Origin of the sequence: Pseudomonas helvetica (assembly GCF_039908645.1) — a bacterium.
In the GTDB taxonomy this organism is placed as follows: Bacteria; Pseudomonadota; Gammaproteobacteria; order Pseudomonadales; family Pseudomonadaceae; genus Aquipseudomonas; species Aquipseudomonas helvetica.
Genome location: NZ_CP150917.1, coordinates 972,582 through 998,077, shown reverse-complemented (window position 1 = coordinate 998,077; position 25,496 = coordinate 972,582). Strand labels below are relative to the sequence as shown.

At 61.2% G+C, this 25,496-nt stretch carries 26 protein-coding genes; 21 read left to right on the top strand and 5 right to left on the bottom strand.

Features of this window, described 5'->3' with window-relative positions; genetic code table 11:
- The first annotated feature begins 258 nt into the window (after positions 1-258).
- Positions 259-1,767 carry a malate dehydrogenase (quinone) gene (gene mqo / locus AABM55_RS04455; protein ID WP_347928921.1) on the top strand — a complete coding sequence of 503 codons (1,509 nt, stop codon included), beginning with the start codon at positions 259-261 and terminating at the stop codon, positions 1,765-1,767.
- Between the two features lie 69 nt (positions 1,768-1,836).
- Here the strand turns inward: mqo and AABM55_RS04450 are convergent, their stop codons facing one another.
- Entirely contained in the window at positions 1,837-2,124 is a 288-nt protein-coding gene (locus AABM55_RS04450; protein ID WP_103318468.1) for a PA4642 family protein, read from the bottom strand.
- Positions 2,125-2,302: 178 nt separating this feature from the next.
- On the opposite strand from AABM55_RS04450, the gene AABM55_RS04445 reads away from it, so the two are divergent.
- The 13 genes from AABM55_RS04445 (at position 2,303) to AABM55_RS04385 (ending at position 14,499) form a co-directional block, all read left to right on the top strand.
- On the top strand, positions 2,303-2,983 hold the full coding sequence (locus AABM55_RS04445; RefSeq protein ID WP_054595649.1) for a GntR family transcriptional regulator: 681 nt from the start codon (positions 2,303-2,305) through the stop codon (positions 2,981-2,983).
- 106 nt (positions 2,984-3,089) lie between these two features.
- Positions 3,090-4,025: a 4-hydroxyproline epimerase gene (locus AABM55_RS04440; protein WP_347928920.1), complete on the top strand. Its 936-nt coding sequence runs from the start codon at positions 3,090-3,092 to the stop codon at positions 4,023-4,025.
- Positions 4,022-5,137 (top strand): FAD-dependent oxidoreductase, encoded by a 1,116-nt coding sequence (locus tag AABM55_RS04435; protein ID WP_347928919.1) that lies wholly within the window; start codon positions 4,022-4,024, stop codon positions 5,135-5,137. Before AABM55_RS04440 ends, AABM55_RS04435 begins: the two co-directional genes overlap by 4 nt.
- Positions 5,134-5,370, top strand: a complete 237-nt coding sequence (locus AABM55_RS04430; RefSeq protein WP_347928918.1) for a (2Fe-2S)-binding protein — start codon at positions 5,134-5,136, stop codon at positions 5,368-5,370. The genes AABM55_RS04435 and AABM55_RS04430 overlap by 4 nt, the downstream gene beginning before the upstream one ends.
- Entirely contained in the window at positions 5,367-6,635 is a 1,269-nt protein-coding gene (locus AABM55_RS04425) for an FAD/NAD(P)-binding oxidoreductase (protein ID WP_347928917.1), read from the top strand. The genes AABM55_RS04430 and AABM55_RS04425 overlap by 4 nt, the downstream gene beginning before the upstream one ends.
- A gap of 28 nt (positions 6,636-6,663) precedes the next feature.
- Positions 6,664-7,410, top strand: a complete 747-nt coding sequence (locus tag AABM55_RS04420; RefSeq protein WP_054595644.1) for an AraC family transcriptional regulator — start codon at positions 6,664-6,666, stop codon at positions 7,408-7,410.
- A 281-nt stretch (positions 7,411-7,691) separates the two neighbouring features.
- Positions 7,692-8,510 (top strand): transporter substrate-binding domain-containing protein, encoded by an 819-nt coding sequence (locus tag AABM55_RS04415; protein ID WP_103318457.1) that lies wholly within the window; start codon positions 7,692-7,694, stop codon positions 8,508-8,510.
- Between the two features lie 223 nt (positions 8,511-8,733).
- On the top strand, positions 8,734-9,399 hold the full coding sequence (locus AABM55_RS04410; protein WP_054595642.1) for an amino acid ABC transporter permease: 666 nt from the start codon (positions 8,734-8,736) through the stop codon (positions 9,397-9,399).
- A gap of 9 nt (positions 9,400-9,408) precedes the next feature.
- A complete protein-coding gene (locus AABM55_RS04405) occupies positions 9,409-10,059 on the top strand; it encodes an amino acid ABC transporter permease (RefSeq protein ID WP_347928916.1) in 651 nt (216 codons plus the stop codon).
- Positions 10,052-10,774, top strand: a complete 723-nt coding sequence (locus tag AABM55_RS04400) for an amino acid ABC transporter ATP-binding protein (protein ID WP_347928915.1) — start codon at positions 10,052-10,054, stop codon at positions 10,772-10,774. The genes AABM55_RS04405 and AABM55_RS04400 overlap by 8 nt, the downstream gene beginning before the upstream one ends.
- 27 nt (positions 10,775-10,801) lie before the next feature.
- Positions 10,802-11,839: a proline racemase family protein gene (locus AABM55_RS04395; RefSeq protein ID WP_347928914.1), complete on the top strand. Its 1,038-nt coding sequence runs from the start codon at positions 10,802-10,804 to the stop codon at positions 11,837-11,839.
- Between the two features lie 96 nt (positions 11,840-11,935).
- Complete coding sequence (locus AABM55_RS04390) at positions 11,936-12,853, top strand: dihydrodipicolinate synthase family protein (protein ID WP_216741282.1); 918 nt, start codon at positions 11,936-11,938, stop codon at positions 12,851-12,853.
- A gap of 56 nt (positions 12,854-12,909) precedes the next feature.
- The gene (locus AABM55_RS04385; protein WP_347928913.1) at positions 12,910-14,499 is read left to right on the top strand and encodes an aldehyde dehydrogenase (NADP(+)); all 1,590 of its coding nucleotides are present in this window, start codon (positions 12,910-12,912) and stop codon (positions 14,497-14,499) included.
- Between the two features lie 215 nt (positions 14,500-14,714).
- Here AABM55_RS04385 and AABM55_RS04380 read toward each other — a convergent pair whose 3' ends face one another.
- Positions 14,715-15,188 carry a WbuC family cupin fold metalloprotein gene (locus tag AABM55_RS04380; RefSeq protein WP_103318447.1) on the bottom strand — a complete coding sequence of 158 codons (474 nt, stop codon included), beginning with the start codon at positions 15,186-15,188 and terminating at the stop codon, positions 14,715-14,717.
- A 3-nt stretch (positions 15,189-15,191) separates the two neighbouring features.
- Positions 15,192-15,749, bottom strand: coding sequence for a hypoxanthine-guanine phosphoribosyltransferase (locus AABM55_RS04375; protein WP_054595635.1), 558 nt, complete (start codon positions 15,747-15,749; stop codon positions 15,192-15,194).
- Positions 15,750-15,914: 165 nt separating this feature from the next.
- Here AABM55_RS04375 and upp point away from each other — a divergent pair, with 165 nt between their 5' ends.
- Both upp and AABM55_RS04365 read left to right on the top strand, forming a co-directional pair.
- Entirely contained in the window at positions 15,915-16,553 is a 639-nt protein-coding gene (gene upp / locus AABM55_RS04370; RefSeq protein ID WP_019693615.1) for a uracil phosphoribosyltransferase, read from the top strand.
- Positions 16,554-16,555: 2 nt separating this feature from the next.
- Positions 16,556-17,830, top strand: a complete 1,275-nt coding sequence (locus AABM55_RS04365; RefSeq protein WP_054595634.1) for a uracil-xanthine permease family protein — start codon at positions 16,556-16,558, stop codon at positions 17,828-17,830.
- A 161-nt stretch (positions 17,831-17,991) separates the two neighbouring features.
- Here AABM55_RS04365 and hemH read toward each other — a convergent pair whose 3' ends face one another.
- Together hemH and AABM55_RS04355 are read right to left on the bottom strand one after the other, a co-directional pair.
- Positions 17,992-19,014, bottom strand: a complete 1,023-nt coding sequence (gene hemH, locus AABM55_RS04360) for a ferrochelatase (RefSeq protein ID WP_054595633.1) — start codon at positions 19,012-19,014, stop codon at positions 17,992-17,994.
- Between the two features lie 13 nt (positions 19,015-19,027).
- Complete coding sequence (locus AABM55_RS04355; protein WP_347928912.1) at positions 19,028-19,930, bottom strand: TIGR01777 family oxidoreductase; 903 nt, start codon at positions 19,928-19,930, stop codon at positions 19,028-19,030.
- Positions 19,931-20,126: 196 nt separating this feature from the next.
- On the opposite strand from AABM55_RS04355, the gene AABM55_RS04350 reads away from it, so the two are divergent.
- The 5 genes from AABM55_RS04350 (at position 20,127) to AABM55_RS04330 (ending at position 25,485) form a co-directional block, all read left to right on the top strand.
- Positions 20,127-21,113 (top strand): NAD(P)/FAD-dependent oxidoreductase, encoded by a 987-nt coding sequence (locus tag AABM55_RS04350; protein WP_054595631.1) that lies wholly within the window; start codon positions 20,127-20,129, stop codon positions 21,111-21,113.
- A 159-nt stretch (positions 21,114-21,272) separates the two neighbouring features.
- Complete coding sequence (locus AABM55_RS04345; protein ID WP_347928911.1) at positions 21,273-22,235, top strand: DUF523 and DUF1722 domain-containing protein; 963 nt, start codon at positions 21,273-21,275, stop codon at positions 22,233-22,235.
- Entirely contained in the window at positions 22,236-23,180 is a 945-nt protein-coding gene (locus AABM55_RS04340) for a MerR family transcriptional regulator (RefSeq protein ID WP_347928910.1), read from the top strand.
- Between the two features lie 21 nt (positions 23,181-23,201).
- Positions 23,202-24,647 carry a deoxyribodipyrimidine photo-lyase gene (gene phrB / locus AABM55_RS04335; protein ID WP_347929991.1) on the top strand — a complete coding sequence of 482 codons (1,446 nt, stop codon included), beginning with the start codon at positions 23,202-23,204 and terminating at the stop codon, positions 24,645-24,647.
- A gap of 13 nt (positions 24,648-24,660) precedes the next feature.
- The gene (locus AABM55_RS04330; protein ID WP_347929990.1) at positions 24,661-25,485 is read left to right on the top strand and encodes an SDR family oxidoreductase; all 825 of its coding nucleotides are present in this window, start codon (positions 24,661-24,663) and stop codon (positions 25,483-25,485) included.
- Positions 25,486-25,496: the final 11 nt, after the last annotated feature.

The following is a 25,496-nucleotide window of genomic DNA, read 5'->3' as shown; positions in this document are numbered from 1 at the left end:
AGCCTGAAGCCTGTCCACTACGGATTTGGTTGCACAAACGGACGTATCGACCATAAGTCGAATTGCCTCCCGCGCGCTGAAGTGAGTTCATAGGAACCCTGAGCCCGGTAGGTAGCGTCTGTCGAAGTTGCAAAAAATTGCGAAGATTCGGACATGGCGATCCTGGCCATGGGTGACCCGGGGCTCTACAGAGCATGCCCCGTCACGCCTGGCAGCTATGCCGACAATTTGGTGCTGCAGATTTTGGAGACGCGTTAAATGGCGCATAACGAAGCAGTCGACGTAGTACTGGTTGGGGCCGGCATCATGAGTGCCACCCTTGCTGTATTGCTCAAAGAGCTCGACCCCGCGATCAAGCTGGAAGTCGTCGAGCTGATGGATTCCGGTGCCGCGGAGAGTTCCAACCCGTGGAACAACGCCGGTACCGGGCACGCCGGGCTGTGTGAGCTGAACTACACGCCACAGGCCGCTGACGGCAGCGTCGACATCAAGAAAGCCGTGCACATCAACACCCAGTTCGAGGTGTCGAAGCAGTTCTGGTCCTACCTGACCCGAAAAGGCACCTTCGGCTCGTCGAAATCCTTCATCAGCCCGGTCCCGCACCTGAGCTTCGTGCAAGGTGACGCAGGCGTTTCCTTCCTCAAGGAACGTTTCAAGGTGCTGAGCAAGCACCACGCCTTCTCCGAGATGGAGTACACCGAAGACAAGGCAAAAATGGCCGAATGGATGCCATTGATGATGCCTGGTCGTCCGGCCGACGAAGTCATCGCCGCAACCCGCGTGATCAACGGCACCGACGTCAACTTCGGCGCCCTGACCAATCAACTGCTCAAGCACCTGACCAGCGCACCCGATGCCCAGGTCAAGTACTGCAAGCGCGTGACCGGTCTCAAGCGCAACGGCAACGGCTGGACCGTCAGCATCAAGGACGTCAACAGCGGCAACACCCGCGAAGTCGATGCCAAGTTCGTGTTCCTCGGTGCTGGCGGCGCGGCCTTGCCGTTGTTGCAGGCTTCGGGGATCGAAGAAAGCAAAGGTTTCGGCGGTTTCCCGATCAGCGGCCAATGGCTGCGTTGCGACAACCCGGAAGTGGTCAAGCACCACCAGGCCAAGGTCTACAGCCAGGCAGCAGTGGGTTCGCCACCGATGTCGGTGCCGCACCTGGATACTCGTGTCGTCGATGGCCAGAAGTCCCTGCTGTTCGGACCTTACGCCGGCTTCACCACCAAGTTCCTCAAGCACGGTTCGTTCATGGACCTGCCAATGTCGGTTCGCCTCGGCAACATCGGCCCGATGCTGGCCGTGGCGAAAAACAACATGGACCTGACCAAGTACCTGGTCAGCGAAGTGATGCAATCGATGGAACAACGCCTGGAATCGCTGCGCCGCTTCTACCCTCAGGCCAAGGCCGAAGACTGGCGTCTGGAAGTCGCTGGCCAGCGCGTGCAAATCATCAAGAAAGACCCGAAAAAAGGCGGCATCCTGCAGTTCGGTACCGAACTGGTTGCGGCCAAGGACGGATCGCTTGCCGCGCTGCTCGGTGCCTCGCCTGGCGCCTCGGTCACGGTGTCGATCATGCTTGAGCTGATCGAAAAATGCTTCCCGAACAAAGCCAAGGGTGAGTGGGCAGCCAAGCTGGCCGAAATCTTCCCGGCCCGGGAAAAAGTCCTGGAAACCGATGCTGCGCTGTATCGCAAGATCAATGCGCAGAACAACATCGCGCTGGAACTGGTTGAAGAAAGCAGCGAGACCCCAAGCTTCGCTTGAGGCCCCCGCATAAAAAAACGCCCCGTTCTCGTTGAGAGCGGGGCGTTTTTTTATGGCTTTTGAAAGATCTTAGCCGCGAGCTTTCTGGATCAACTCGATGTAGTCGGCGGCATTACGCTGATCCTGGATCAGGGCAACGAAGTCCTTACCGTGCTCGTCCTTGCCGTCCAGGTCGTAACCGGCCTCGATGAAGAACGCCAGGAAACGCTCGAAATCGTCGATACGCAGGCCACGGTAGGCCTTGATCAGTTTGTGCAGGGACGGTGATGTCGCGTCGACCGGTTCAAAATCGAGGAACAATTTGATCTGCGCATCGCCGATCTCGTCACCAATCACCTGTTTCTTATCTTTACGCATTGCCGACTCCAGCTCGCAGACATCTCACGGGGCGGGCAGTTTACCCCCGCCCCGCCCCAAGCCTCAACGACCAGCACTCAATGCGTGCGCCCGGACAATGCGCCTGGCGGAAAAGCGCTTGGTGCGCTGACGCGCTCGTATACAATATTCGCCATCACGCCTGCCGGGATTCATTCACGTGCCTCTACCCAGCTTCAATGCCCCCAATCTGGGGATTGTGCCTTCAGCGTCGGAAGTCATCGTCAAGCATCTGCGCGAGGCCATCATCGGCGGTCACTTTGCCGAAGACGAACCAATCCGTCAGGACGATATCGCCCGCTTGTTCAACGTCAGCAAGATCCCCGTGCGCGAGGCGCTCAAACGCCTTGAGGCGGAAGGCCTGGTGCAGTTCCAGCGCAACAAGGGCGCGGTGGTGACGAAGATTTCCGAGCCCGAGCTGGCGCAGATCTTTGAAGTCCGGGTGCTGCTGGAGGTCCAGGCGATTCGCCTGGCCGTGCCGAACATGACCGAAGCCACGTTCGCCCGTGCAGAAAGCATCTGTGCCGAGTTCCTCGACGAAAATAACATCGGGCGCTGGGCCGAGTTGAACTGGGCGCTGCACGCCTGCCTCTACGAGCCGGCGCAGCGGCCGTTCCTGCTCAACCTGATTCGCTCGATTCACGACAAGGTCGAACGCTACCTGCGCATGCAGATGAGTTTTTCCGAAGGCAAGGACCGTGCGGACCACGAGCACCGCGAGATTATCGCCGCATGCCGGGCCGGTGACGCCGACAAAGCCGCCGAACTGATCGAGCAGCACATCATTGGTGTGTGCCGCACGCTCTATGAACACCTGCCCAATGCCCCCGCGCGGATCTGATCGGGTGTGCCGATTTCGTCATCGGTAACGGTTAAAACCCTCAAGCCATCCCGCGCCTCAAACGCCAGTCTTGCACAGACATTTCCTGTGCAAGGTGGCGCCCTTCATGAAACGTATCCACGTCCTCGATTCTCACACTGGCGGTGAACCGACACGCCTGGTGATCGCCGGTTTCCCGGAACTGGGCAGCGGCTCCATGGCCGAACGCAAGCGCCGCCTCGCCGAAGAGCACGACCACTGGCGCACCGCCACGGTACTTGAACCGCGCGGCAGCGATGTGCTGGTTGGCGCCCTGCTCTGCGAGCCGCAAGATCCCGAAGCCTGTGCCGGGGTGATTTTCTTCAATAACAGCGGTTACCTCGGCATGTGCGGTCACGGCACGATTGGCCTGGTGGCCTCGCTGGCGTATCTCGAACGCATCGAGCCTGGTGTGCACCGGATCGAAACCCCGGTCGGCACGGTCGAGGCGACGTTGCACGCGGATCGCTCGGTCAGCGTGCGCAACGTCCCGGCCTATCGCTATCGCAAGGCCGTGCAACTGACACTGCCGGGTTACGGCATCGTCAGCGGCGACATCGCCTGGGGCGGCAACTGGTTTTTCCTGATCGCCGACCACGGCCAACGCATCGCCAGCGACAATCTTGAAGCCCTGACCGCCTACACCTGGGCGGTCCGCGAAACACTGGAGAACCAAGGCATTCGCGGCGAGGACGGCGGCGAAATCGATCACATCGAGCTGTTTGCCGACGACCCGGTGGCCGACAGCCGCAACTTTGTCCTGTGCCCCGGCAAAGCCTACGACCGCTCGCCTTGCGGCACTGGCACCAGCGCCAAGCTGGCGTGCCTGGCAGCTGACGGCAAATTGCAGCCCGGTGAAGTCTGGCGCCAGGCCAGTGTGATCGGCAGCCAGTTCGAAGCCAGCTACGAGCGGCTCGACGAACAGCGCATCATTCCGACAATTCGCGGTCGCGCCCACATGAGTGGCGAGAACCACTTGTTGCTGGAGGAAGACGACCCGTTCGTGTGGGGCATCGGTTCATGAATGCCGACGTCATCGTCATCGGCGCCGGCATTGTCGGCAGTGCCTGTGCCTTTGAGCTGGCGCAACGCGGGCTCGACGTGCTGGTGCTCGACAGCCAGCGCGGCGGTGCGACGGCAGTCGGTATGGGTCACCTGGTGGCGATGGATGACAACCCGGCCGAACTGGCGCTGAGCCAATACTCCATTGAACTCTGGCGGCAGTGGGTGCCGCGTCTGAACCCCGATTGCGCCTACCGCAATTGCGGCACGCTGTGGCTGGCCGCCAATGACGAGGAAATGGCCGGTGCCGAGCACAAACGCCAGACGCTCAAGGCCCGCGGCATCGCCTGCGAAATGCTCGACCCGCGAGCACTTTACGAAGCCGAGCCAATGCTCCGTCCCGGCCTGAGTGGCGCGCTGAAGGTCAGCGATGACGGCATTCTCTATGCGCCAAACGCCGCGCACTGGCTGCTCAAGCAAAACGCTGGGCGGATCACGCGGCGCACGGTCGAGGTCACGCAGGTCGACGGCAATCAGTTGCGCTTGAGCAGCGGCGAGCGGTTGCGCGCCGAAGCGGTGGTGCTGGCCAACGGCATCCACGCCACCGAGCTGTGCCCCGACCTGCCGATTCGCCCGAAGAAAGGCCATCTGCTGATCACCGACCGTTACCCCGGCAAGATCCATCACCAACTGGTCGAACTGGGCTATGTCACCAGTGCTCACGCCAGCGAAGGCACCTCGGTGGCCTTCAATGCCCAGCCACGTCCGACCGGGCAACTCTTTCTCGGCTCATCGCGTCAGTTCGACACCACCGACTTGAGCGTCGAACCGGCCGTGTTGGCGCGCATGCTGCGCCGGGCGATCGACTATTTGCCGGAACTGGCCGGGATGAACGCTATCCGCAGCTGGACCGGCCTGCGCGCCGCCACGCCCGATGGCTTGCCGCTGCTCGGCGAACACCCACAGCAAGCAGGTTTGTGGCTGGCGGCCGGGCATGAAGGATTGGGCGTGACCACCGCCCCCGGCAGCGCCCAGCTGTTGGCCGCGCAGCTGTGTAATTCCACCCCGGCCATCGACCCGACGCCTTACCTGCCGGGGCGTTTCCTGTCCACTGCACAAGGGTTACGCGCATGATTGAAGTGAGTCTCGACGGCCGCAGCGTAGCGGTCGATGCCGGCACGACGGTTGCGGCGCTGCTCTATCTGGCAGGCGACGGCTGCAGTCGAACCTCGGTCTGCGGTCAGCGCCGGGCACCTTTTTGCGGGATGGGGGTTTGCCAGGAGTGCCGGGTGAACATCGACGGTCAGCGCCGCCTCGCCTGCCAGACCACCTGCCGCACAGGCATGCGCGTGGAGACCCGGCCATGAATGTCGAGCTGCTGATTATCGGCGCAGGGCCGGCAGGCATGGCGGCCGCGTTGGCCGCCGCACCGAGCGGCGCACGCATCGCCATCATCGATGATAACCCGGCACCCGGCGGGCAAATCTGGCGTGATGGGGTTAACGCACACTTGCCAGCCAGTGCCCAGGCTCATCGCCAGAAACTCGCAGCGGCGAGTAACGTGCAGGTGTTCAACTCGACACGCGTGGTCGCCTTGGCCGGCCCGAAAAAACTGTTGCTGGAAGACCCAGAACACGGCTGGATCATCGAGTACGAACAACTGATTCTGTGCACCGGTGCCCGTGAACTGTTGCTGCCGTTTCCTGGCTGGACCTTGCCCGGCGTCACCGGCGCTGGCGGGTTGCAAGCGCTGATCAAGGGCGGCATGCCGGTGGCCGGCGAGCGACTGGTGATTGCCGGCAGTGGCCCGCTGCTGCTGGCCAGCGCCGCTACCGCGAAAACGGCTGGCGCTCAGGTTTTGCAGATTGCCGAACAGGCGCCACTGAGTGCGGTCGCCAGGTTCGCCTTGCAACTGCGCAAATGGCCGGCCAAAGGCCTGCAAGCGGTTCAACTGTTTGATCGTCACTACCGCTGCGACAGTCATGTCCTCGAAGCCTATGGCGACAGTCACCTGCAAGGCGTTCGCCTGAACCGTCAGGGGCGGATCGTCGACATCCCCTGCAAGCGACTGGCCTGCGGCTTCGGCCTGATCCCCAATACCCAATTGGCCCAAGCGCTGGGCTGCGAATTAAAGGACGACGCAATTGCCGTCGACACCAGCCAGCTCAGTAGCCTGAACGGGCACTATGCGGCGGGCGAATGCACAGGTTTCGGAGGCAGTGAACTGGCGCTGGTCGAAGGTGCCATCGCTGGGCTGATGGCCGTTGGCGAAGTGCAGCAGGCCCGCGCACTCTGGCCGCAACGGCAACACTGGCAAGCGTTCGCCGATCAGTTACGGCGCAGCTTTGCCCTGCGCGATGAACTCAAACAACTGGCCAGACCCGATACACTGATCTGCCGTTGTGAAGACGTGGCGCTGTCGGCGCTCAAGACTTGCACCGGCTGGAACCAGGCTAAACTGCACACCCGTTGCGGCATGGGCGCCTGCCAGGGGCGAGTCTGTGGCGCGGCGACCCGTTACCTGTTCGACTGGCCACAACCGGCGCCACGCCCGCCGTTTTCCCCAACGCGCATCGACACGCTGTTGCAGCTTGCCGAGCTTCCCAATGGCGCGTCCGTCACCGTAGAGTAAGGCCCTCATCCCTGCGGGCCGCCACCAGATGACGTTCCCCCTGACATTGCCCTGCCCCCGCGACCTGCCCGAGCTATTGGGCAGTTTGCAACTGATTACTCCGCTGCTCGATGCCATGCCCGGCGTGGTGTTCTTCATCAAGGACACCGCCGCCCGCTACGTGCTGATCAATCAGACCCTGGCCCAGCGCTGCGGCGCCAAAGAGCCCAACGCGCTTCTCGGCAAGACAGCTGAGCAGGTGTTTCCCTCGCACTTTGGCCCGCATTACACCGAGCAGGACCGGCGAGTACTGAGTGACGGCAGCCCGTTGAGCGATCAGCTGGAGTTGCACCTTTATCCCGGACGCGAACCTGGCTGGTGCCTGACCCACAAACTGGCACTGCGCGATACACAGGGCCGCATTATCGGCATGGCGGGGATTTCCTACGATCTGCTCGCGCCCCAGTCCAGTCATCCGGCTTACGAAAAACTCGCGGCGGTCGACGGGCATATCCGCGAGCACTACGCACAACACATTGCGCTCGGTGAGCTCACAGCCCTCAGCGGGTTTTCCGTGGCGCAACTGGAGCGCCTGTGCAAACGGATCTTCCAACTGACACCCCGGCAGATGATTCACAAGGCACGCTTGGGTGCAGCCACGCAACTGCTGTCGGGCGAACTGCCGATCACCGAGATCGCCCTGCGCTGCGGCTACACCGACCATAGCGCCTTCAGCCGCCAGTTCAAGGCGCTCACCGGCGTGTCCCCTTCGCAGTACCGCGATAACCATCGCTGACTGTTACCCGTTACTGCGCACCCCGCCAAACCCTGCTCCCTTTTGTGACACGACACCCGTCGTCGAGGCGTCCGTCTTTGCCGCGTATGTCCCTGGCCGGAATCTGCGTCGCTGGCGGCTGGCGTCTGTTTCGGGCCTTGCAGGCCGTCGAAGGTTTAACCCGATGTGGCTCGCGGTTTTTTGGCACATCCAGTGCATATCAAATATCGTATACGAAATTCTAAATACACATTTGATAAGAACTGCCCAACGCTCGACACCATCCGACAACGAGGCCCCTTATGAAAAATCCTGCACCCGCCGTCTTCATTACCGCCCTGCTGAGCAGCGCGTTCATCGCCCAGGCCCAGGCCGACAAACTCGACGACATCATCGAGTCCGGCAGCTTGCGTTGTGCGGTCACCCTGGACTTCCCGCCGATGGGTTTTCGCGATGAGAAGAACACCCCGGCCGGCTTCGATGTCGACTACTGCAATGACCTGGCAAAAACCCTCGGGGTCAAAGCCGAGATTGTCGAGACGCCGTTCCCTGACCGAATCCCGGCACTGGTTTCCGGCCGCGCCGACGTGATCGTCGCCTCCACCTCCGACACCCTGGAGCGGGCCAAGACCGTGGGCATGACCATTCCCTACTTCGCCTTCCAGATGGTGGTGCTGACCCGCAGCGACGCCGGGATCAAATCCTACGATGACCTCAAGGGCCACTCGGTGGGCGGCCCGGCCGGCACGTTTGAAGCCATCGCACTGGAAAACGACGTGAAGAAATGGGCCAACGCCAAGGGCGCTTTCCATGCCTACCAGTCGCTGGCCGACGCGGTGCTTGCGCTGAGCCAGGGGCAGATCGACGCGACGACCGTGACCTCGACGGTCGCCTCGTCACTGATCAAGTCCGGCAAGTACAAAAACCTCAGCGTCGCCGGCACCGCACCGTATGACATCGACTACGTGTCGCTGGGCGCCAAGCGCAATGAGTTCGGCCTGATCAACTACCTGAACCTGTTCGTCAATCACCAGGTGCGCTCCGGGCGGTATCAGGAGTTGTTCGCGCAATGGGTCGGCGGCACCGCGCCACAGCTGACGGCCAGCGGCGTGTATCGCTAAGGACTGCATAGCCGAGGGGATGGGCTGGCCCTGAATGTCAGTCAAGTGCAGAACCTGTGGCGAGGGAGCTTGCTCCCGCTGGGGCGCGGAGCGGCCCTGAAAAATGGCACTGCTACGCAGTCCAGCGGGAGCAAGCTCCCTCGCCACAGGTTCTGCGTTTAGCTGATAGATATTCAGGATAAACCCGGCCCCCAAACCAGTTGAAAACCAAGGAACTCCTTTGATGTTCGACTACACCTTCCATTGGCGCGCCGCCTTCCAGGCGTTGCCGGAAATGCTCGACGGCGCGCGGATCACTCTGGAAATCGCGGTGCTGTCGATGTTGGCCGGCACGCTGATCGCCATGTTCCTGGCCCTCGGCCAACTGTCCGACAAGCGCCTGTTGCGGGCGATGGCCGCCAGTTGGGTGTCGATTGCACGTAACACGCCAGCCCTGTTTCAGGTGTACATCCTGTACTTCGGCCTCGGCGCCTTTGGCATTCACATGGGCTCATGGCTGGCATTGCTGATCGGCATCACCTTCAACAACGCCGGCTACCTGGCGGAGACCTTTCGCGGCGGCCTCAACGCCGTGCCGGAAACCCAATTGCGCGCAGCCCGCTCACTGGGCATGAGCGCACCGAAGGCTTATCGGCTGGTGGTCCTGCCGCAATTGCTGCGCGTGGTGTTTTACCCGCTGACCAATCAAATGGTCTGGGCCCTGCTGATGACGTCACTGGGCGTGGTGGTCGGCCTGACCAGCGACCTGACCGGCGTGACCCAGGCGCTGAACGTGAAGACCTTTCGCACCTTCGAGTTCTTCGCCATCGCCGCCGTCCTCTACTTCGTCCTGGCCAAGCTGGTGGTGTTGATCGCCCGCCTGCTGGCCTGGCGTTTGTTTCGGTACTAGGAGGTCTGCATGTACACCTCAAGTTTTACCTCGGGCGACTTCCTCTACCTGCTGCAAGGCGCCGGCACCACGCTGTTGCTGACGTTCTGGGCGATGTTGATCGGCACGTTGCTGGGCGTCGCCTGTGGCCTGATTCGGGCCTTGCTGCCGCGTGTGAGTCTGCCGCTGGCCTGGGTGCTGGACGTGTTTCGCAGCGTGCCGTTGCTGATCCAGTTTGTGCTGCTCAACTCGTTCAAGTCGATCGTCGGCCTGAACTGGAGCGCGTTCACCGTGGCCTGCGTGATCCTCGGCGCCTACTCCACCGCCTACTGCGCAGAAATCGTTCGCGGCGGCGTGCTCTCGGTGCCGTTGAGCACACGGCGAGCCGCCCGTTCGCTGGGCCTCAGTCACCGCCAGGACTTGCTGCACATTGTCCTGCCGATGGCCACGCGGGTGGCGTTTCCGGGCTGGATCAACCTGACACTGGCGGTCATGAAAGACACCTCGCTGGTGCTCTGGATCGGCATCGTCGAACTGCTGCGTGCTTCGCAAACCATCGTCACCCGGCTCCAGGAACCGTTGTTCGTCCTGGCCCTGGCCGGCCTTATCTACTACGTCATGAGCCTGGTGATCGCTCGTCTGGGTGCGCGGCTCGAACAGAGGTGGCAGGAAAATGATTGAGATCGAGAACGTGCGTAAATCCTTCGGCAACCTGGAAGTCGTCAAGGGTGTCGACCTGACCGTGAAAAAAGGCGAGGTGCTGTCGATCATCGGCGGCTCGGGCTCGGGCAAATCGACCTTGCTGATGTGCATCAACGGCCTGGAAGCCATTCAGGGCGGGCAGATCCGCGTCGACGGCACGCCGGTGCATGCCAGCGGCACCGACCTGAACAAGTTGCGGCAGAAAATCGGCATCGTCTTCCAGCAATGGAACGCCTTCCCGCACCTCACGGTGATGGAGAACGTGATGCTCGCCCCGCGCAAGGTGCTCGGCAAAAGCCGTCAGGAGGCTGAAGAAATCGCCGTGCGCCAACTGACCCACGTGGGCCTCGGCGACAAGCTCAAGGTGTTTCCGAGCAAGCTCTCCGGCGGTCAGCAACAGCGCATGGCGATTGCCCGGGCGCTGGCCATGTCGCCGGACTACATGCTGTTTGACGAAGCCACCTCGGCCCTCGACCCGCAACTGGTCGGTGAAGTGCTGGACACCATGCGCCTGCTCGCCGAGGAAGGCATGACCATGGTCCTGGTGACCCACGAAATCCGTTTCGCCCGGGATGTGTCGGACCGGGTGGCGTTCTTTCGCGACGGCAAGATCCACGAAATCGGTTCACCGGACCAGGTGATCGGTCAACCGCAACGTGCAGAAACCGCCGACTTCCTGAAGTCGGTGTTGTAACCCACAGTCAGGCCTCAGGAGACAGTCATGCGTTCGAGCAAGATCATTCATGTGGTGAGTTGCCACGCCGAAGGTGAAGTCGGTGACGTTATCGTCGGCGGCGTCGCACCACCGCCCGGCGCGACCCTGTGGGAGCAGTCGCGCTGGATTGCCGAGGACCAGACCCTGCGCAACTTCGTGCTGAACGAGCCGCGCGGCGGCGTTTTTCGTCACGTCAATCTGCTGGTGCCGTCCAAGAACCCGCTCGCCGACATGGCGTGGATCATCATGGAACCGGCTGATACGCCGCCGATGTCCGGTTCCAACTCGCTGTGCGTAGCCACGGTACTGCTCGACAGCGGCATTTTACCGATGACCGAACCGCTGACCCGGCTGGTGCTCGAAGCCCCCGGCGGCTTGATCGAAGTGACTGCCCAGTGTCGCAACGGCAAGGCCGAGCGGGTCGAGGTGCGGAATGTGGTGTCGTTTGCCGACAAGCTCGATGCCTGGATCGAAGTCGAAGGCCTCGGCTCGCTGCAGGTCGATACTGCCTATGGCGGCGACAGCTTTGTAATCGTCGATGCCCAGCGCCTGGGCTTCTCACTGACCGCCGATGAAGCCGCAGACCTGGTCGCCAGCGGCCTGAAGATTACTCAAGCGGCCAATGAACAATTGGGGTTCGTGCACCCGCTGAACCCGGACTGGGAGCATATTTCGTTCTGCCAGATCGCCGCACCGCTCGACCGCACCAACGGCGTGGCCAGTGCCGCCAATGCGGTGGTGATCCGCCCCGGCAAGATCGATCGCTCGCCCTGCGGCACCGGTTGCTCGGCGCGCATGGCGGTGCTGCACGCCAAAGGCCAACTGGCAGTGGGTGAAGTGTTCATCGGGCGTTCGATCATCGGTTCCGAGTTTCGTTGCCGGATCGACAGCACCAGCGAAATCGCCGGCCGTCCGGCCATTATCCCCTGCCTGTCCGGGCGCGCCTGGATCACCGGCACCCACCAGCATCTGCTCGACCCAAGCGATCCTTGGCCGGGCGGTTATCGACTGTCCGACACCTGGCCCGTCGACCTGACTATTTGAAACACCGTACCTGGCAAAACCCTTTGAACCCCACGGCACTTTCAGTGCTCAATTTAAACGTATACGAAATACTAAATAGTCATCATCGGAGGCAACATGAGCAAGCACGTTAACTGGAGCGGCGTTTTCCCTGCGGTCACTACCCAGTTCAACCCGGACTTTTCCATCGACTATGAAGGCACGCACAAGGTCATCAGCGGGCTGGTGCGTGACGGCGTGTCGGGGCTGGTGATCTGCGGCACCGTCGGCGAGAACACCTCGCTGAGCACCGAAGAAAAAATCAGCCTGGTGGAAGTCGCCAGGGACGCCGCCGCAGGTCGGGTGCCGGTGATCTCCGGTGTTGCCGAATTCACCAGCGCCAACGCCAGCAAGGTCGCCAAGGAAATCCAGCGCGTGGGCGCCGACGGCATCATGTTGATGCCGGCGCTGGTCTACTCCTCGAAGCCCTTCGAGACCGCCGCGCACTTTCGCAGCGTCGCCGCCAGCATCGACCTGCCGGTGATGGTCTACAACAACCCGCCGATCTACAAAAACGATGTCACCCCGGACATCCTGATCTCCCTGGCCGACTGCGACAACGTCGTCTGCTTCAAGGATTCCTCGGGCGATACCCGGCGCTTCATCGATGTGCGCAATGAAGTCGGCGACCGCTTTGTGCTGTTCGCCGGGCTCGATGACGTGGTGCTCGAAAGCATCGCCGTCGGTGCGGTGGGCTGGGTTTCCGGAATGTCCAACGCCTTCCCGAAAGAAGGCGAGACGCTGTTCCGCCTGGCCCGCGACGGCCGCTTCAAAGAGGCCATGCCGATCTACGAATGGTTCATGCCACTGCTGCACCTCGATGCCCGCCCGGACCTGGTGCAATGCATCAAGCTCTGTGAGGAACTGATGGGCCGCGGCACGGCGCTGACCCGTCCACCTCGCCTGGGTCTGCTTGACCACGAGCGCAGCGAGGTCGAGGCGCTGGTCAAGGCCGCGCTCGCCAACCGCCCGAGCTTGCCGGACGTCGGTCTGTAACCGCCCCTCCCCACTGCCGCGCTCGGCATCGAGCGCGGCCATGCCGAGCATTTTTTATGTCAGCCATTATTGGCCACAACTTTATCGGCTTCGGCCGCAGCGCCGCAGGTGATCAGGTTCTGCACAGCGTCGACGCCCACAGCGGTGAACTGCTGCCTTATGGCTTTAGCCAGGCCAGCACCGAGGAAGTCGACGACGCCGCCCACTTCGCTGCCAGGGCCTACCCGATTTATCGCAACCTGCCGGCCACGGTCCGCGCTGGTTTTCTCGAAACCATCGCCGAAGAAATTGACGCTCTGGGCGATGACTTCATCGCCATCGTCTGTCGCGAGACGGCTCTGCCCGCTGCGCGGACTCAGGGCGAACGGGCGCGAACCAGCGGCCAGTTGCGGCTGTTCGCCCGGGTGCTGCGTCAAGGCGACTTCCTCGGTGCGCGTATCGACCGCGCCCTGCCTGAGCGCCAACCTTTGCCACGGCCTGATGTGCGCCAGTGGCGCATCGGCCTGGGCCCGGTGGCGGTGTTCGGTGCGAGTAACTTTCCACTGGCGTTTTCCACCGCCGGTGGCGATACCGCCGCCGCCCTGGCCGCGGGTTGCCCGGTGGTGTTCAAGGCCCACAGCGGGCATATGGCAACCGCCGAGCTGGTAGCGGCAGCGATCATTCGCGCGGCACAGCGCAGTGGCATGCCTGAAGGCGTGTTCAACATGATTTATGGCGCGGGCGTCGGTGAGGCGCTGGTCAAACACCCGGCGATCCAGGCGGTGGGGTTCACCGGCTCGCTCAAAGGTGGCCGGGCGCTGTGCGACATGGCCGCTGCAAGGCCGCAGCCGATACCGGTGTTCGCCGAAATGTCGAGCATCAACCCGGTACTGCTGCTACCCGCCGCCCTCGCGGCCCGCAGCGCAAGCATCGCCAGCGAATTGAGCGCTTCGATCGTGCTGGGCGGCGGCCAGTTCTGTACCAATCCGGGGTTGATCATCGGCCTGCGCTCGGCGGCGTTCAGCGCCTTCATCGAACAACTCACCGCGCAGATCAACGAAAAACCGCCACAAACCCTGCTCAACAGCGGTACCCGGCGTAGCTATGAAGGCGGCGTGCAGCGCTTGCTCGAACATCCACGGGTGACGCGTTTGAGCGGCGCCTGCACGTCAGGCAATCAGGTGCAGCCGCAGTTGTTCAAGGCTGACGTCAGCCTGCTGCTTGAAGGGGATGAGGTGCTACAGGAGGAAGTGTTCGGTCCGGCCAGCATCGTGCTGGAGGTGGCCGACGAGCAAGAACTCAGGTTGGCGCTGTGTGCCTTGCACGGGCAACTGACCGCCACGCTGATCGCCGAACCGCAAGACCTTGCGCTGTGCGCGCAGCTGATACCGATCCTCGAACAGAAAGCCGGACGCCTGCTGCTCAACGGTTATCCGACCGGTGTCGAGGTGTGCGATGCAATGGTCCACGGCGGACCGTATCCCGCGACGTCGGATGCTCGCGGTACCTCGGTCGGCAGCCTGGCAATCGAACGGTTCCTGCGACCGGTGTGCTATCAGAACTGTCCGGACAGGTTACTGCCGGACGCCCTGAAGAACGCCAACCCACTGGGAATTTTACGTCTGGTCGATGGGGTGAATACCCGCGAAGGGTTGGGTGACGAATAGACCTGATCTGCCTCGATACCAGTCGCTCACAAGGCCTCTGAAGTGGACACAAATCCTGTGGCGAGGGAGCTTGCTCCCGCTGGATCGCGAAGCGGTCCCAAATAGGTGACTGCGTTTTATCAGGTAGAACGCATCAGCCAGTTTTACGACTGCTACGCCCGAACGCGGGCCGGCCGGCGGGAGCAAGCTCCCTCGCCACAGGTCGGCGCTTTTCGTCAGTCGAACTGTGCGCGCATCCAGGCCTGATACTCGGTAACGCCAGGCTCGCCTTCGCGGGGAGCCCAATGCGCGTGTTCACCCTCGCCCACCGGACGATACGGGCCGGCCTTGCATTCGAACATCACACTGTCTGCTTCGAGTACGACCAGACCGTGATAAACACCGGCCGGCAGGTCGATCCCCAGCGTATCGCCGCCGCACTCCAGGATTCGCTTGGCAATCACCTGGCCCGCGTCGTCGAAAAGCAGCACACCCAGACGGCCCTTGAGGACCAACAGGGTTTCAGCCTTGTCATCGCTCAAATGCCGATGTGGCGGAACGTACGTCGATGGCTGCAAGCCCACCGCCATACGGTGGCACGGCTCCTCCATCTGATGGAAGTTGTGATGCTGTCGGCCACGAGGATTGGCCGCAGCTTTCTCGGCCAGCTCGGTAAACAGTGCTTGATCGAGAAAGCTCGGCGCGGCCATGACTTACATTCCTTTGACGGCGTAGATCCCGGCGGCGTTGCGCCAGTAGCCTTTGTAGTCCATGCCGTAACCGAAGATGTAGCGGTCGATGCACGGCAGGCCGACGAAATCGGCTTTCAGGTCCGGACGAGCCTTGCGGTCGTGGTCTTTATCGATCAGTACGGCGGTGTGCACGGCGCGGGCGCCAGCATGTTTGCAGAAGTCGATGATCGCGCCCAGGGTGTGACCTTCGTCGAGGATGTCGTCGATGATCAGCACGTCACGGTCGATGAACGAGACTTCTGGCTTGGCCTTCCAGAACAGGTCGCCACCGCTGGTTTCGTTGCGATAGCGGGTAGCGTGCAGATAGGACGCTTCCAGCGGGAAATTCAGATGGGTCAGCAGTTTGCCGGAGAAAATCAGGCCGCCGTTCATCACGCAGAAGACCACCGGGTTGCTATCAGCCAGCTGATCGTTGATTTGCGCACCCACGCGGGCGATGGCCGCCTCGACTTCAGCTTCGGTGTACAGGCAGTCAGCCTCTCGCATGATTTGACGGATATGCTCGAGATCAGCGGACATGGTGCTCTCCAAGGGGGTGGCGGATTCGGAAAAGCGAGCAAAGGTACGCATCCAGCCGGGTCAGATCAAGCGTTTCTGGACTAACGTACTGTATGTCTATAGGACAACACCCTCGGATAGATTAATCTAGGCCGGTTTTTTTGCCCGCCGCCGGAGCCTTTCCCCATGCCCATCCGTGAGATCCGCCATCCGCTGATCCGACACAAACTTGGCCTTATGCGCCGCGCCGACATTAGCACGAAGAATTTCCGCGAGCTCGCTCAGGAAGTCGGTGCCCTGCTGACCTACGAGGCGACCAAAGACCTGCCCCTTGAAACCTACGATATCGAAGGCTGGTGCGGCACCGTCTCGGTCGAGAAGATCGCCGGCAAGAAAATTACCGTGGTGCCGATCCTGCGCGCCGGCATCGGCATGCTTGAAGGCGTGCTCAGCCTGATCCCGGGCGCCAAAGTCAGCGCCGTGGGCGTGGCCCGCAATGAGGAAACCCTCGAAGCGCACACCTATCTGGAAAAACTGGTTCCGGAAATCGACGAACGCCTGGCAATGATCATCGACCCGATGCTCGCCACCGGAGGTTCGATGGTCGCCACCATCGACCTGCTGAAAAAGGCCGGTTGCAAGGACATCCGCGCGATGGTCCTGGTAGCCGCTCCTGAAGGCATCGCCGCGGTAGAGAAGGCTCACCCGGACGTGACCATCTACACCGCGTCCATTGATCAAAAACTGAACGAACACGGCTACATCATCCCGGGTCTGGGCGATGCCGGCGACAAGATCTTCGGCACCAAGCAGAAGGACGCGTGAGCATGCGGGATGAGTTCAACGACCCGCTCTGGCGCACAGTGCTGTCTGGTGCGCAGATGCTGTTCGTGGCGTTTGGCGCGTTGGTGTTGATGCCGCTGATTACCGGCCTCGACCCGAATGTCGCGCTTTTCACGGCGGGCCTCGGGACTCTGCTGTTCCAGGTGGTCACCGGGCGGCAAGTGCCGGTGTTCCTGGCGTCGAGCTTTGCCTTTATCACCCCGATCATTCTCGCCAAGGGCCAGTTCGGCCTCGCGGCGACCATGGGCGGGGTGATGGCGGCCGGTTTCGTTTATACCTTTCTCGGCGTGGCCGTGAAGATCAAGGGCACCGGTTTTATCGACCGCTTGCTGCCACCGGTAGTGATTGGCCCGGTGATCATTTCGATCGGCCTGGCGATGGCGCCGATTGCCGCAAACATGGCGATGGGCAAGGCCGGTGATGGTTCCGAGCTGATTCATTACCAGACCGCCATGATGATCTCCATGCCAGCGCTGCTGACGACCCTGATCGTAGCGGTGTTCGGCAAAGGCATCTTCCGCCTGGTGCCGATCATCTCCGGCGTACTGGTCGGGTTTGCCATGGCGTTCTTCTTCGGTGTCGTCGACACCGCGAAGATCGCTGCCGCGCCGTGGTTTGCGTTGCCGCACTTCACCGCTCCGGAATTCAACTGGCAGGCGATTCTGTTCATCGTCCCGGTGGCGCTGGCCCCGGCCATCGAGCATATCGGCGGCGTGATTGCAGTCGGCAGCGTGACCGGACGTGATTACCTGAAGAAGCCCGGCCTGCACCGCACGCTGTTTGGCGATGGCATCGCAACCACTGCCGCCGGCCTGCTCGGCGGCCCACCTAACACCACGTACGCTGAAGTGACGGGCGCGGTGATGCTGACCAAGAACTACAACCCGAAAATCATGACCTGGGCAGCGATCTTTGCCATCAGCCTGGCGTTTATCGGCAAGTTCGGCGCACTGCTGCAAAGCATCCCGGTGCCCGTCATGGGCGGGATTCTTTGCCTGTTGTTCGGGTCGATTGCTGCGGTGGGCATGAATACCATGATCCGCCACAAGATCGATTTGGCTGAAGCGCGCAACCTGGTGATTGTCTCGGTCACGCTGGTGTTCGGGATTGGCGGCATGCTGGTCGGCACCGGTACCGGCGCGCAGGACTTCGGCCTCAAGGGCATCGCGCTGTGCGCTGTCGTGGCGATCGCGCTGAACCTGATTCTGCCGGGCAATGACAGCTGGAAGCACAAGAAAGCGGATGAGCCGTTGCTTTAACGGCTTACACAGCCCCCTGTGGCGAGGGAGCTTGCTCCCGCTGGGTCGCGAAGCGACCCTAAAACCTGCAACCGCATATCTTCAGACATATCGCGTTTGCCGAATTTACGACTGCTTCGCAGCCGAGCGGGAGCAAGCTCCCTCGCCACATTACCGCTCGCCTACAACGCCAGCGGCGCTCTTTCACACAAGATGTTCAACGCCTGCGCCCACTGCGGGTCATCGTTGAGACACGGCACCAGCACCAACTCCTCGCCGCCCGCCTCGCGGAACTGCTCGAGCCCACGGTCACCGATCTCTTCCAGGGTTTCGATGCAGTCGGCCACAAACGCCGGGCACATCACCAGAATCTTCTTCACACCTTGCTTGGCCAACGCGTCAAGACGCGCTTCGGTATAGGGTTCGATCCATTTGGCGCGACCCAGCCGTGACTGGAACGACACCGACCATTTGCCGTCCGGCAAGCCCAAGCGCTCGGCAAATGCTGCCGCGGTACGCAGGCACTGACCGCGATAACAGGTTGCAACCACTTCCGGCGGCGCGCCGGCACAGCAATCACCGTCGCCCTCAAAGCTATGGCCCGGGTTGAGCTTCTTCAGGTGCCGCTCCGGCAAACCATGGAAGCTCAGCAGCAGATGATCGTAATCCTGCTCCAGGTACGGCCTGGCACTGGCCACCAGCGCATCGAGGTATTCCGGTTGATCGTAGAACGGCTGGAGAATCGAGAACTGCACATTCAGTTTTTTCTCGCGCACCACCCGCTTGGCCTCTTCAATCACCGTGGTCACGGTGCTGTCGGCGAACTGCGGATAAAGCGGTGCGAGGGTGACTTTTTTGATCCCTTGAGCAGCCATGCGGGTCAACACCGACTCAATCGACGGCTCGCCGTAACGCATGGCCAACTCGACCGGCCCTTGGGTCCACTGCGCGGTCATCGCTTGCTGCAAACGGCGACTGAGCACCACCAGCGGCGAACCTTCGTCCCACCAGATCGAGGCATAGGCGTGAGCCGATTGCTCAGGGCGCTTGATCAGAATCAGTGAGACCAGCAAACGTCGCACCGGCCATGGCAGGTCAATGACGTAAGGGTCCATCAGAAATTGATTGAGGTAGCTGCGCACGTCCGCCACCTGTGTGGAAGCGGGCGAACCCAAATTGACCAGGAGCAACGCGTGATCGGTCATGCAACGTCCTATTTCAAAGGCGGCTGGACACGTCGTCCAGGGCCGCACGCAAATCAGTGAAGCGGAATGTGAAACCCGCCGCCAGCAGGCGCGCCGGTGTTGCCCGCTGACCACCCAGCAGCAACAGTGACAACTCGCCAAGACCGACCTTCAGCACAAATGACGGCATCGGCATGAACGCCGGCCGGTGCAAAATGCTGGCGAGGGTCTTGGCGAACTCGCGATTGCGCACCGGTTTTGGCGCGCACGCATTATAAGGACCGCTGGCGTCTTTCTGATGCAAAAGAAAATCAATCAGGGCGATTTGATCGTCGATGTGAATCCACGGCATCCACTGCCGACCATTACCGATCGGCCCGCCCAGCCCCAATTTGAACGGCAATAACAGCCGCGACAAAAAGCCGCCCTCCGCCGACAGCACCAACCCGGTACGCACCAGCACTACCCGAATCCCCAGCGTCTCGGCGCGCTGTGCGGTCTCCTCCCAGGCAATGCACAACTGGCTGGCGAAGTCTTCGCTGACCGGCGGCGATTTCTCGGTCAGCTCACGCTCACCGCCATCGCCGTACCAGCCGACTGCGGAGCCCGAAATCAACAACTGCGGTTTCTGCTCGAGGCTTTCAAGCCAGGCCAACAGGGTTTCGGTAAGCCTGATTCGACTGTTCCAGAGCAGCGCCTTGCGTCGATGAGTCCACAAGCGATCAGCAATCGGTGCCCCCGCGAGATTGATCACCGCATCCACCGGACGTTGGCCAATGTCTTCCAGACGCCTGACGCCACGTACCTGCGTGCCGCACAATTTGGCGACTTGTTCAGGCCTGCGACTCCACACCGTCAGGCTATGGCCCTGGCTCAACCAGTGTCGGCAGAGTTGACGTCCTATCAAACCAGTACCGCCGGTCAGCAATATGTGCATGACATCTTCCTCGCGTGGCGTTTTACCCTGATCACTAGTCTATTTTTATAAGCAGGGATGTTTCGGATCTGGCAGGTTCTGTGTTTAACAATAGGCCAACCTGCCAGAACGAGAACGCTGAAAGTTATACCAGAAAACATTGTTGTATAGGTTTAACCTGCAGCGTAGCCTGTACAGAAAGGTAAACGAGGCCTCTATGACTGTACCCATCGCAATCATCGGCACCGGCATCGCCGGACTCTCGGCAGCCCAAGCCTTGCAAGAGGCCGGGTACGTCGTTCAATTGTTCGATAAAAGCCGTGGCAGCGGCGGTCGCATGTCGAGCAAACGCAGCGACGCCGGCGCACTGGACATGGGCGCACAATATTTCACCGCCCGTGATCGCCGCTTTGTCATTGAAGTCCAGCGCTGGCAAGCCAATGGCTGGGTCGCCGAATGGACGCCGCAGCTCTACCACTATCAGGGTGGCCAGCTCAGCCCATCACCGGATGAACAGACCCGCTGGGTCGGCACCCCACGCATGAGCGCCATCACCCGCGCGCTGATCGGCGATACGGAAGCGCATTTCGCTTGCCGGATTACCGAGGTCTATCGTGGCGAAGAACATTGGCATTTGCAGGATGCCGAAGGCTTCACCCACGGCCCCTTCAGCCATGTCGTCATCGCTACGCCTGCGCCGCAAGCCACTGCCCTGCTGGCCTCCGCGCCGAAACTCGCCGGGGTCGCCGCCGGGGTAAAAATGGACCCGACCTGGGCCATTGCGCTGGCCTTCGACACGCCGCTGGATACGCCGATGGAAGGCTGCTTTGTACAGGACAGCCCACTCGACTGGCTGGCGCGTAACCGTAGCAAACCGGGGCGCGACACTACCCTCGACACCTGGGTATTGCACGCCAACAGCAACTGGAGCCGACAACATATCGACCTGTCTAAAGAGGCAGTGATCGAGCAACTGCACGGCGCCTTCGCCGAGTTGCTGCACGATTCCATGCCTGCGCCGGTCTTCAGCCTTGCCCATCGCTGGCTCTACGCCCGTCCGTCCAGCAGCCATGAATGGGGCGTATTGGCCGATGCCGACCTGGGCTTGTACGTGTGTGGCGACTGGTGCCTGTCAGGGCGGGTCGAAGGCGCCTGGATGAGCGGCCAGGAAGCAGCTCGCCGCCTGCACGCACACTTGCAGTGAAACGCGTCAACCCGCGCAGACATTGCACGATGAATCCCACAGGAAGAGGGAGCCGGTAAAACTTGTACAAACAATTTGACTTGTACACCCTTGGATCTATGATCAAACCGTGTTGTACAGCGCGAACAGCCTGTACAGGTATAGATCCGAGGTGCCTCCATGCCCAGCGACTCAGCAAGCAAACCGAAAATCGCTGTCAGTGCCTGCCTGATGGGCGCCGAGGTACGTTACAACGGCGGGCATAAAGCCTCTCCGCTGTGCAGTCGAACCCTCACGGATTATTTCGAGTTCATTGCAGTGTGCCCGGAGGTCGCCATCGGCCTGGGGGTTCCCCGCGAACCGATTCGACTGGTCGGCAATCCGCAGCAACCTCGCGCCGTCGGTACGGTTCACCACGAACTGGATGTCAGTCAGGCGCTGACGAACTACGGCCAGCAAATGGCCGGCGCGCTGGGCGATATTTGCGGCTATATCTTCATGCAAAAATCACCGTCCTGTGGCCTGGAGCGAGTCAAGGTTTACCACGCCAACGGCAGCCCGCACGACGGCGGTGCACGCGGCATCTACGCTCAAGCGTTTTGTGCCCGACACCCGGACCTGCCGGTGGAAGAAGACGGTCGACTGAACGATCCCGTACTACGCGAGAATTTCCTGACCCGGGTATTTGCCTACTCAGTCTGGCAGGAGCTCCTGCAAAACGGCTTGAGCCGCAATGGCCTGACCGACTTTCACGCACGCTACAAATACCTGTTGATGGCCCATAACCCACTGCAATACCAAGCCTTGGGCAAGCTCCTGGGTGATATGGGCCAGACCGATCCCGATGAACTCGGCCCGCGCTATTTCAGCGAGCTGATGGCGGCACTGAAAAAATGTGCCACCCGCGGCACCCACACCAATGTGCTGCAACACCTCAGCGGCTATCTCAAACAGGTCATCAGCGCCGAAGACAAACAGGAAGTGCAGCATGTGATCGGTCAGTACCGCCACGGCATCGTGCCCTTGGTGGTACCGCTGACATTGCTCAAGCATCACTTGCGCCATCATCCCGATCCGTACGTTATGCAGCAGGCGTACCTGCAACCGCACCCGGAAAATCTCAGCTTGCGAAATGCGATTTAAATGAAAACCGAACCTGACATTCATCCCCATGACGACAGCCCAGGCACCGGCGATCAACAGCCCCCGGAGAACGATTGGCTGCCGATTCGCGAAGTTGCACGAATCACCGGCGTCAATGCCGTTACCCTGCGTGCCTGGGAACGTCGCTATGGCCTGATCGTGCCGCTGCGTACGTCCAAGGGACACCGACTGTTCTCGGTCGAACATGTGCAGCGGATCCATGACATTCTCACCTGGCTCAATCGCGGCGTGGCCGTCAGCCAGATCAAACAGCTGCTGGATACGCCAGCAGCATTGCGTGAGCCGGTCACAAATGACTGGCACGTCCTGCGCCTCAAGCTGATGCAGGCGATCGGACAACTCGCTGAGCGCCAGCTCGATGAGACGCTCAATCAGGCCATGTCGTTGTATCCACCGCGCACCTTGTGCGAGCAACTGCTGATGCCGCTGCTGGCCGAACTCGAGCAGCGCTGGCAAGGTCAGTTTGGCGCGCAGATGGAGCGGGCGTTCTTTTATTCCTGGTTGCGCAGCAAGTTCGGTGCGAGGGTCTACCACAACAACCGTCAGTTGCGCGGCGCGCCGTTGCTGCTGATCAATCACTCCGACTTACCCCTGGAGCCGCATCTGTGGCTCATCGCCTGGCTGATCAGCAGCGCCGATTGCCCCGTGGAAGTGTTCGACTGGCCGTTGCCAGCCGGCGAATTGGCACTGGCGGTCGAGCATCTGCAAGCGCGTGGCGTGCTGCTGTATTCCAGTAAAACAATCGATCTCAAACATTTATTGAAACTTCTGACCAATGTCGACGGCCCAAAACTCATGGCCGGCCCTGCGGTGTGCATCCACCACGCCGAGTTGTCCGCCAAAACCTCTGAAATAGCCGATTTATTTCTGGCCGAAGATCCGTTGTCGGCCCATCAGGCACTGGTTCAGCGTGGGCTCATTTAAATGCTTGTAGGCAAAACTTCCCTGCAATTGATCTGGCTGCGCAGCGACTTGCGTCTGCATGACAACACTGCCCTCTCGGCCGCCGCAGCTCGTGGTCCATGCGTGGCGGTGTATTTGTTGAGCCCGCAGCAATGGCATGCCCACGATGATGCACCGTGCAAAGTGGATTTCTGGCTGCGTAACCTGCGCGAGTTGAGCCACGCCCTCGGCGAGCTGAACATTCCCTTGCTGATCCGTACTGCCGCACGCTGGGATGATGCGCCGCAGGTGCTTGGCCAGTTATGCACAGAGCTGAACGTCGAGGCGGTTCACGTCAACGAGGAATACGGCGTGAATGAAAGTCGCCGTGATGCAGCCGTCAGCAAGACTCTCGACGCTGCGGGCATTGGCTTTTACAGCTACCTCGATCAATTGCTGCTCAAGCCCGGCAGCGTGCTGACCAAAACCGGTACGTACTTCCAGGTCTTCAGCCAATTCCGCAAAGCTTGCTACACCCGCCTGCAGGTTGCATTACCGCGCCTGATTGCCGCCCCCGGGGTTCAGATGCCAACGGCCATCAACCGTGACCCGATTCCATTGCAGGTCGAGGGCTTCGACACACCAAGCGAACATCTGCGCGTGCTCTGGCCCGCCGGTGAAGGTGAAGCTCATCGGCGTCTGGAGCAGTTCGCCCAAGGGCAGATTGATGACTACAAGGAGCAACGCGACTTCCCGGCAAAACCCGGTACCAGCCAGTTGTCCGCGTACCTCGCAGCCGGGGTGATTTCGCCACGCCAGTGCCTGCACGCCGCCGTGCAAAGCAATCAAGGCGAGTTCGAAAGCGGCAGCGTCGGCGTCATCACCTGGATCAACGAACTGCTCTGGCGCGAGTTTTACAAACACATTCTGGTGGGCTATCCACGGGTCTCCCGGCACCGCGCCTTTCGCCCGGAAACCGAAGCCCTTGCCTGGCGCGATGCTCCGGATGAGCTGGCGGCCTGGAAAGAGGCGCGCACCGGGCTGCCGATCATCGATGCTGCCATGCGCCAACTGCTGGAAACCGGCTGGATGCACAACCGTCTGCGGATGCTGGTGGCGATGTTCCTGACAAAAAACCTGCTGATCGACTGGCGCGAAGGTGAGCGTTTTTTCATGCGCCATTTGATTGATGGCGATCTGGCCGCGAACAACGGCGGCTGGCAGTGGAGCGCTTCCACCGGCACCGATTCGGCGCCCTGGTTCCGGATTTTCAACCCGCTGAGCCAGTCGGAAAAATTCGACGCTGAAGGTCTGTTCATCAAGCACTGGCTGCCGGAACTGGCGGGGCTGAACAACAAATCGATCCACAACCCGGCGGCCATGGGCGGACTGTTTGGCGTGGCCGACTATCCACTGCCAATCGTCAATCTGGGCCAGTCACGCGAACGCGCACTGGCGGCATTCAAACATTTGCCTTCGCGTCTGGATCTCGGAGCGAGACATGACTGAAAAGGAGAGTGGATTGAGTCATACAACGCCACGACGGTATTGGCTGACGGGAGCCGGCAACGGCATTGGTGCTGCACTGGCCGAGGAACTGTTGAAGTCCGGCATGCACCTGGCGGTCAGTGCTCGCACGATTGCACCATTGAAAGTCCTGGCCCAGCGCTATCCGGGACAAGTGCTGGTGGTGGCGGGCAATCTGACCAGCAGTCAGACCGTGCGCGAGATTGGCGAACGGATCCAACAGGAGTGGGGCTCGCTGGACACCGTGATTATCAATGCCGGCACCTGTGAATATGTTGACACCCAGCAGTTCGACACCTCGATCATCGAACATGTGGTGCGCACCAACCTGCTCGCCAGCAGCTATTGCATCGACGCCGCCCTGCCGCTGCTGCGCGCTGGTATCACTCCCCATCTGGTGGGTATCGCCAGCTCAGTGACTGATCTGGCCCTGCCTCGGACCGAAGCCTATGGCGCCTCGAAAGCCGGGCTGCGGTATCTGTTTGAGTCCCTGCGCATCGACCCCGCCTCGGAAGGTGTTGAAATCACCCTGGTTAGCCCCGGCTCCGTCGCCCCCCTGCCGAGCGGGAACAACGACTATCCGATGCCACAAATCTGGTCGGCCGACAACGCCGCACGCCACGTCGTCGAAACCCTCAAGCAGCGCCCGCAGGAAATCCCCCTCCTGGCCCTGTCGATGGTTGCACTCTGGCCTTTGTCGAAAATGTCCAACCGCGCAAAATTAGTGATCGGCAAACGCATGGTCAGGCGCGCGCCGCCAAGCATCGATACGCCGCAAACGGATCATGACCAACGCCTGTCGACAACCCCATCCGGTTGAGCGTCCGTCAG

Excerpts from the sequence above, each read along its gene's own strand:
- AABM55_RS04395 (WP_347928914.1), top strand. The coding sequence starts at position 10,802 with ATGCGTTCGAGCAAGATCATTCATGTGGTGAGTTGCCACGCCGAAGGT.
- mqo (WP_347928921.1), top strand. The coding sequence starts at position 259 with ATGGCGCATAACGAAGCAGTCGACGTAGTACTGGTTGGGGCCGGCATC.
- hemH (WP_054595633.1), bottom strand. The coding sequence starts at position 19,014 with ATGACCGATCACGCGTTGCTCCTGGTCAATTTGGGTTCGCCCGCTTCC.
- AABM55_RS04425 (WP_347928917.1), top strand. The coding sequence starts at position 5,367 with ATGAATGTCGAGCTGCTGATTATCGGCGCAGGGCCGGCAGGCATGGCG.
- AABM55_RS04415 (WP_103318457.1), top strand. The coding sequence starts at position 7,692 with ATGAAAAATCCTGCACCCGCCGTCTTCATTACCGCCCTGCTGAGCAGC.
- AABM55_RS04430 (WP_347928918.1), top strand. The coding sequence starts at position 5,134 with ATGATTGAAGTGAGTCTCGACGGCCGCAGCGTAGCGGTCGATGCCGGC.
- AABM55_RS04390 (WP_216741282.1), top strand. The coding sequence starts at position 11,936 with ATGAGCAAGCACGTTAACTGGAGCGGCGTTTTCCCTGCGGTCACTACC.
- AABM55_RS04345 (WP_347928911.1), top strand. The coding sequence starts at position 21,273 with ATGCCCAGCGACTCAGCAAGCAAACCGAAAATCGCTGTCAGTGCCTGC.
- AABM55_RS04435 (WP_347928919.1), top strand. The coding sequence starts at position 4,022 with ATGAATGCCGACGTCATCGTCATCGGCGCCGGCATTGTCGGCAGTGCC.
- AABM55_RS04385 (WP_347928913.1), top strand. The coding sequence starts at position 12,910 with ATGTCAGCCATTATTGGCCACAACTTTATCGGCTTCGGCCGCAGCGCC.
- AABM55_RS04420 (WP_054595644.1), top strand. The coding sequence starts at position 6,664 with ATGACGTTCCCCCTGACATTGCCCTGCCCCCGCGACCTGCCCGAGCTA.
- AABM55_RS04340 (WP_347928910.1), top strand. The coding sequence starts at position 22,236 with ATGAAAACCGAACCTGACATTCATCCCCATGACGACAGCCCAGGCACC.
- upp (WP_019693615.1), top strand. The coding sequence starts at position 15,915 with ATGCCCATCCGTGAGATCCGCCATCCGCTGATCCGACACAAACTTGGC.
- AABM55_RS04350 (WP_054595631.1), top strand. The coding sequence starts at position 20,127 with ATGACTGTACCCATCGCAATCATCGGCACCGGCATCGCCGGACTCTCG.
- AABM55_RS04405 (WP_347928916.1), top strand. The coding sequence starts at position 9,409 with ATGTACACCTCAAGTTTTACCTCGGGCGACTTCCTCTACCTGCTGCAA.
- AABM55_RS04355 (WP_347928912.1), bottom strand. The coding sequence starts at position 19,930 with ATGCACATATTGCTGACCGGCGGTACTGGTTTGATAGGACGTCAACTC.
- AABM55_RS04380 (WP_103318447.1), bottom strand. The coding sequence starts at position 15,188 with ATGGCCGCGCCGAGCTTTCTCGATCAAGCACTGTTTACCGAGCTGGCC.
- AABM55_RS04440 (WP_347928920.1), top strand. The coding sequence starts at position 3,090 with ATGAAACGTATCCACGTCCTCGATTCTCACACTGGCGGTGAACCGACA.
- AABM55_RS04410 (WP_054595642.1), top strand. The coding sequence starts at position 8,734 with ATGTTCGACTACACCTTCCATTGGCGCGCCGCCTTCCAGGCGTTGCCG.
- AABM55_RS04375 (WP_054595635.1), bottom strand. The coding sequence starts at position 15,749 with ATGTCCGCTGATCTCGAGCATATCCGTCAAATCATGCGAGAGGCTGAC.
- AABM55_RS04365 (WP_054595634.1), top strand. The coding sequence starts at position 16,556 with ATGCGGGATGAGTTCAACGACCCGCTCTGGCGCACAGTGCTGTCTGGT.
- AABM55_RS04450 (WP_103318468.1), bottom strand. The coding sequence starts at position 2,124 with ATGCGTAAAGATAAGAAACAGGTGATTGGTGACGAGATCGGCGATGCG.
- AABM55_RS04400 (WP_347928915.1), top strand. The coding sequence starts at position 10,052 with ATGATTGAGATCGAGAACGTGCGTAAATCCTTCGGCAACCTGGAAGTC.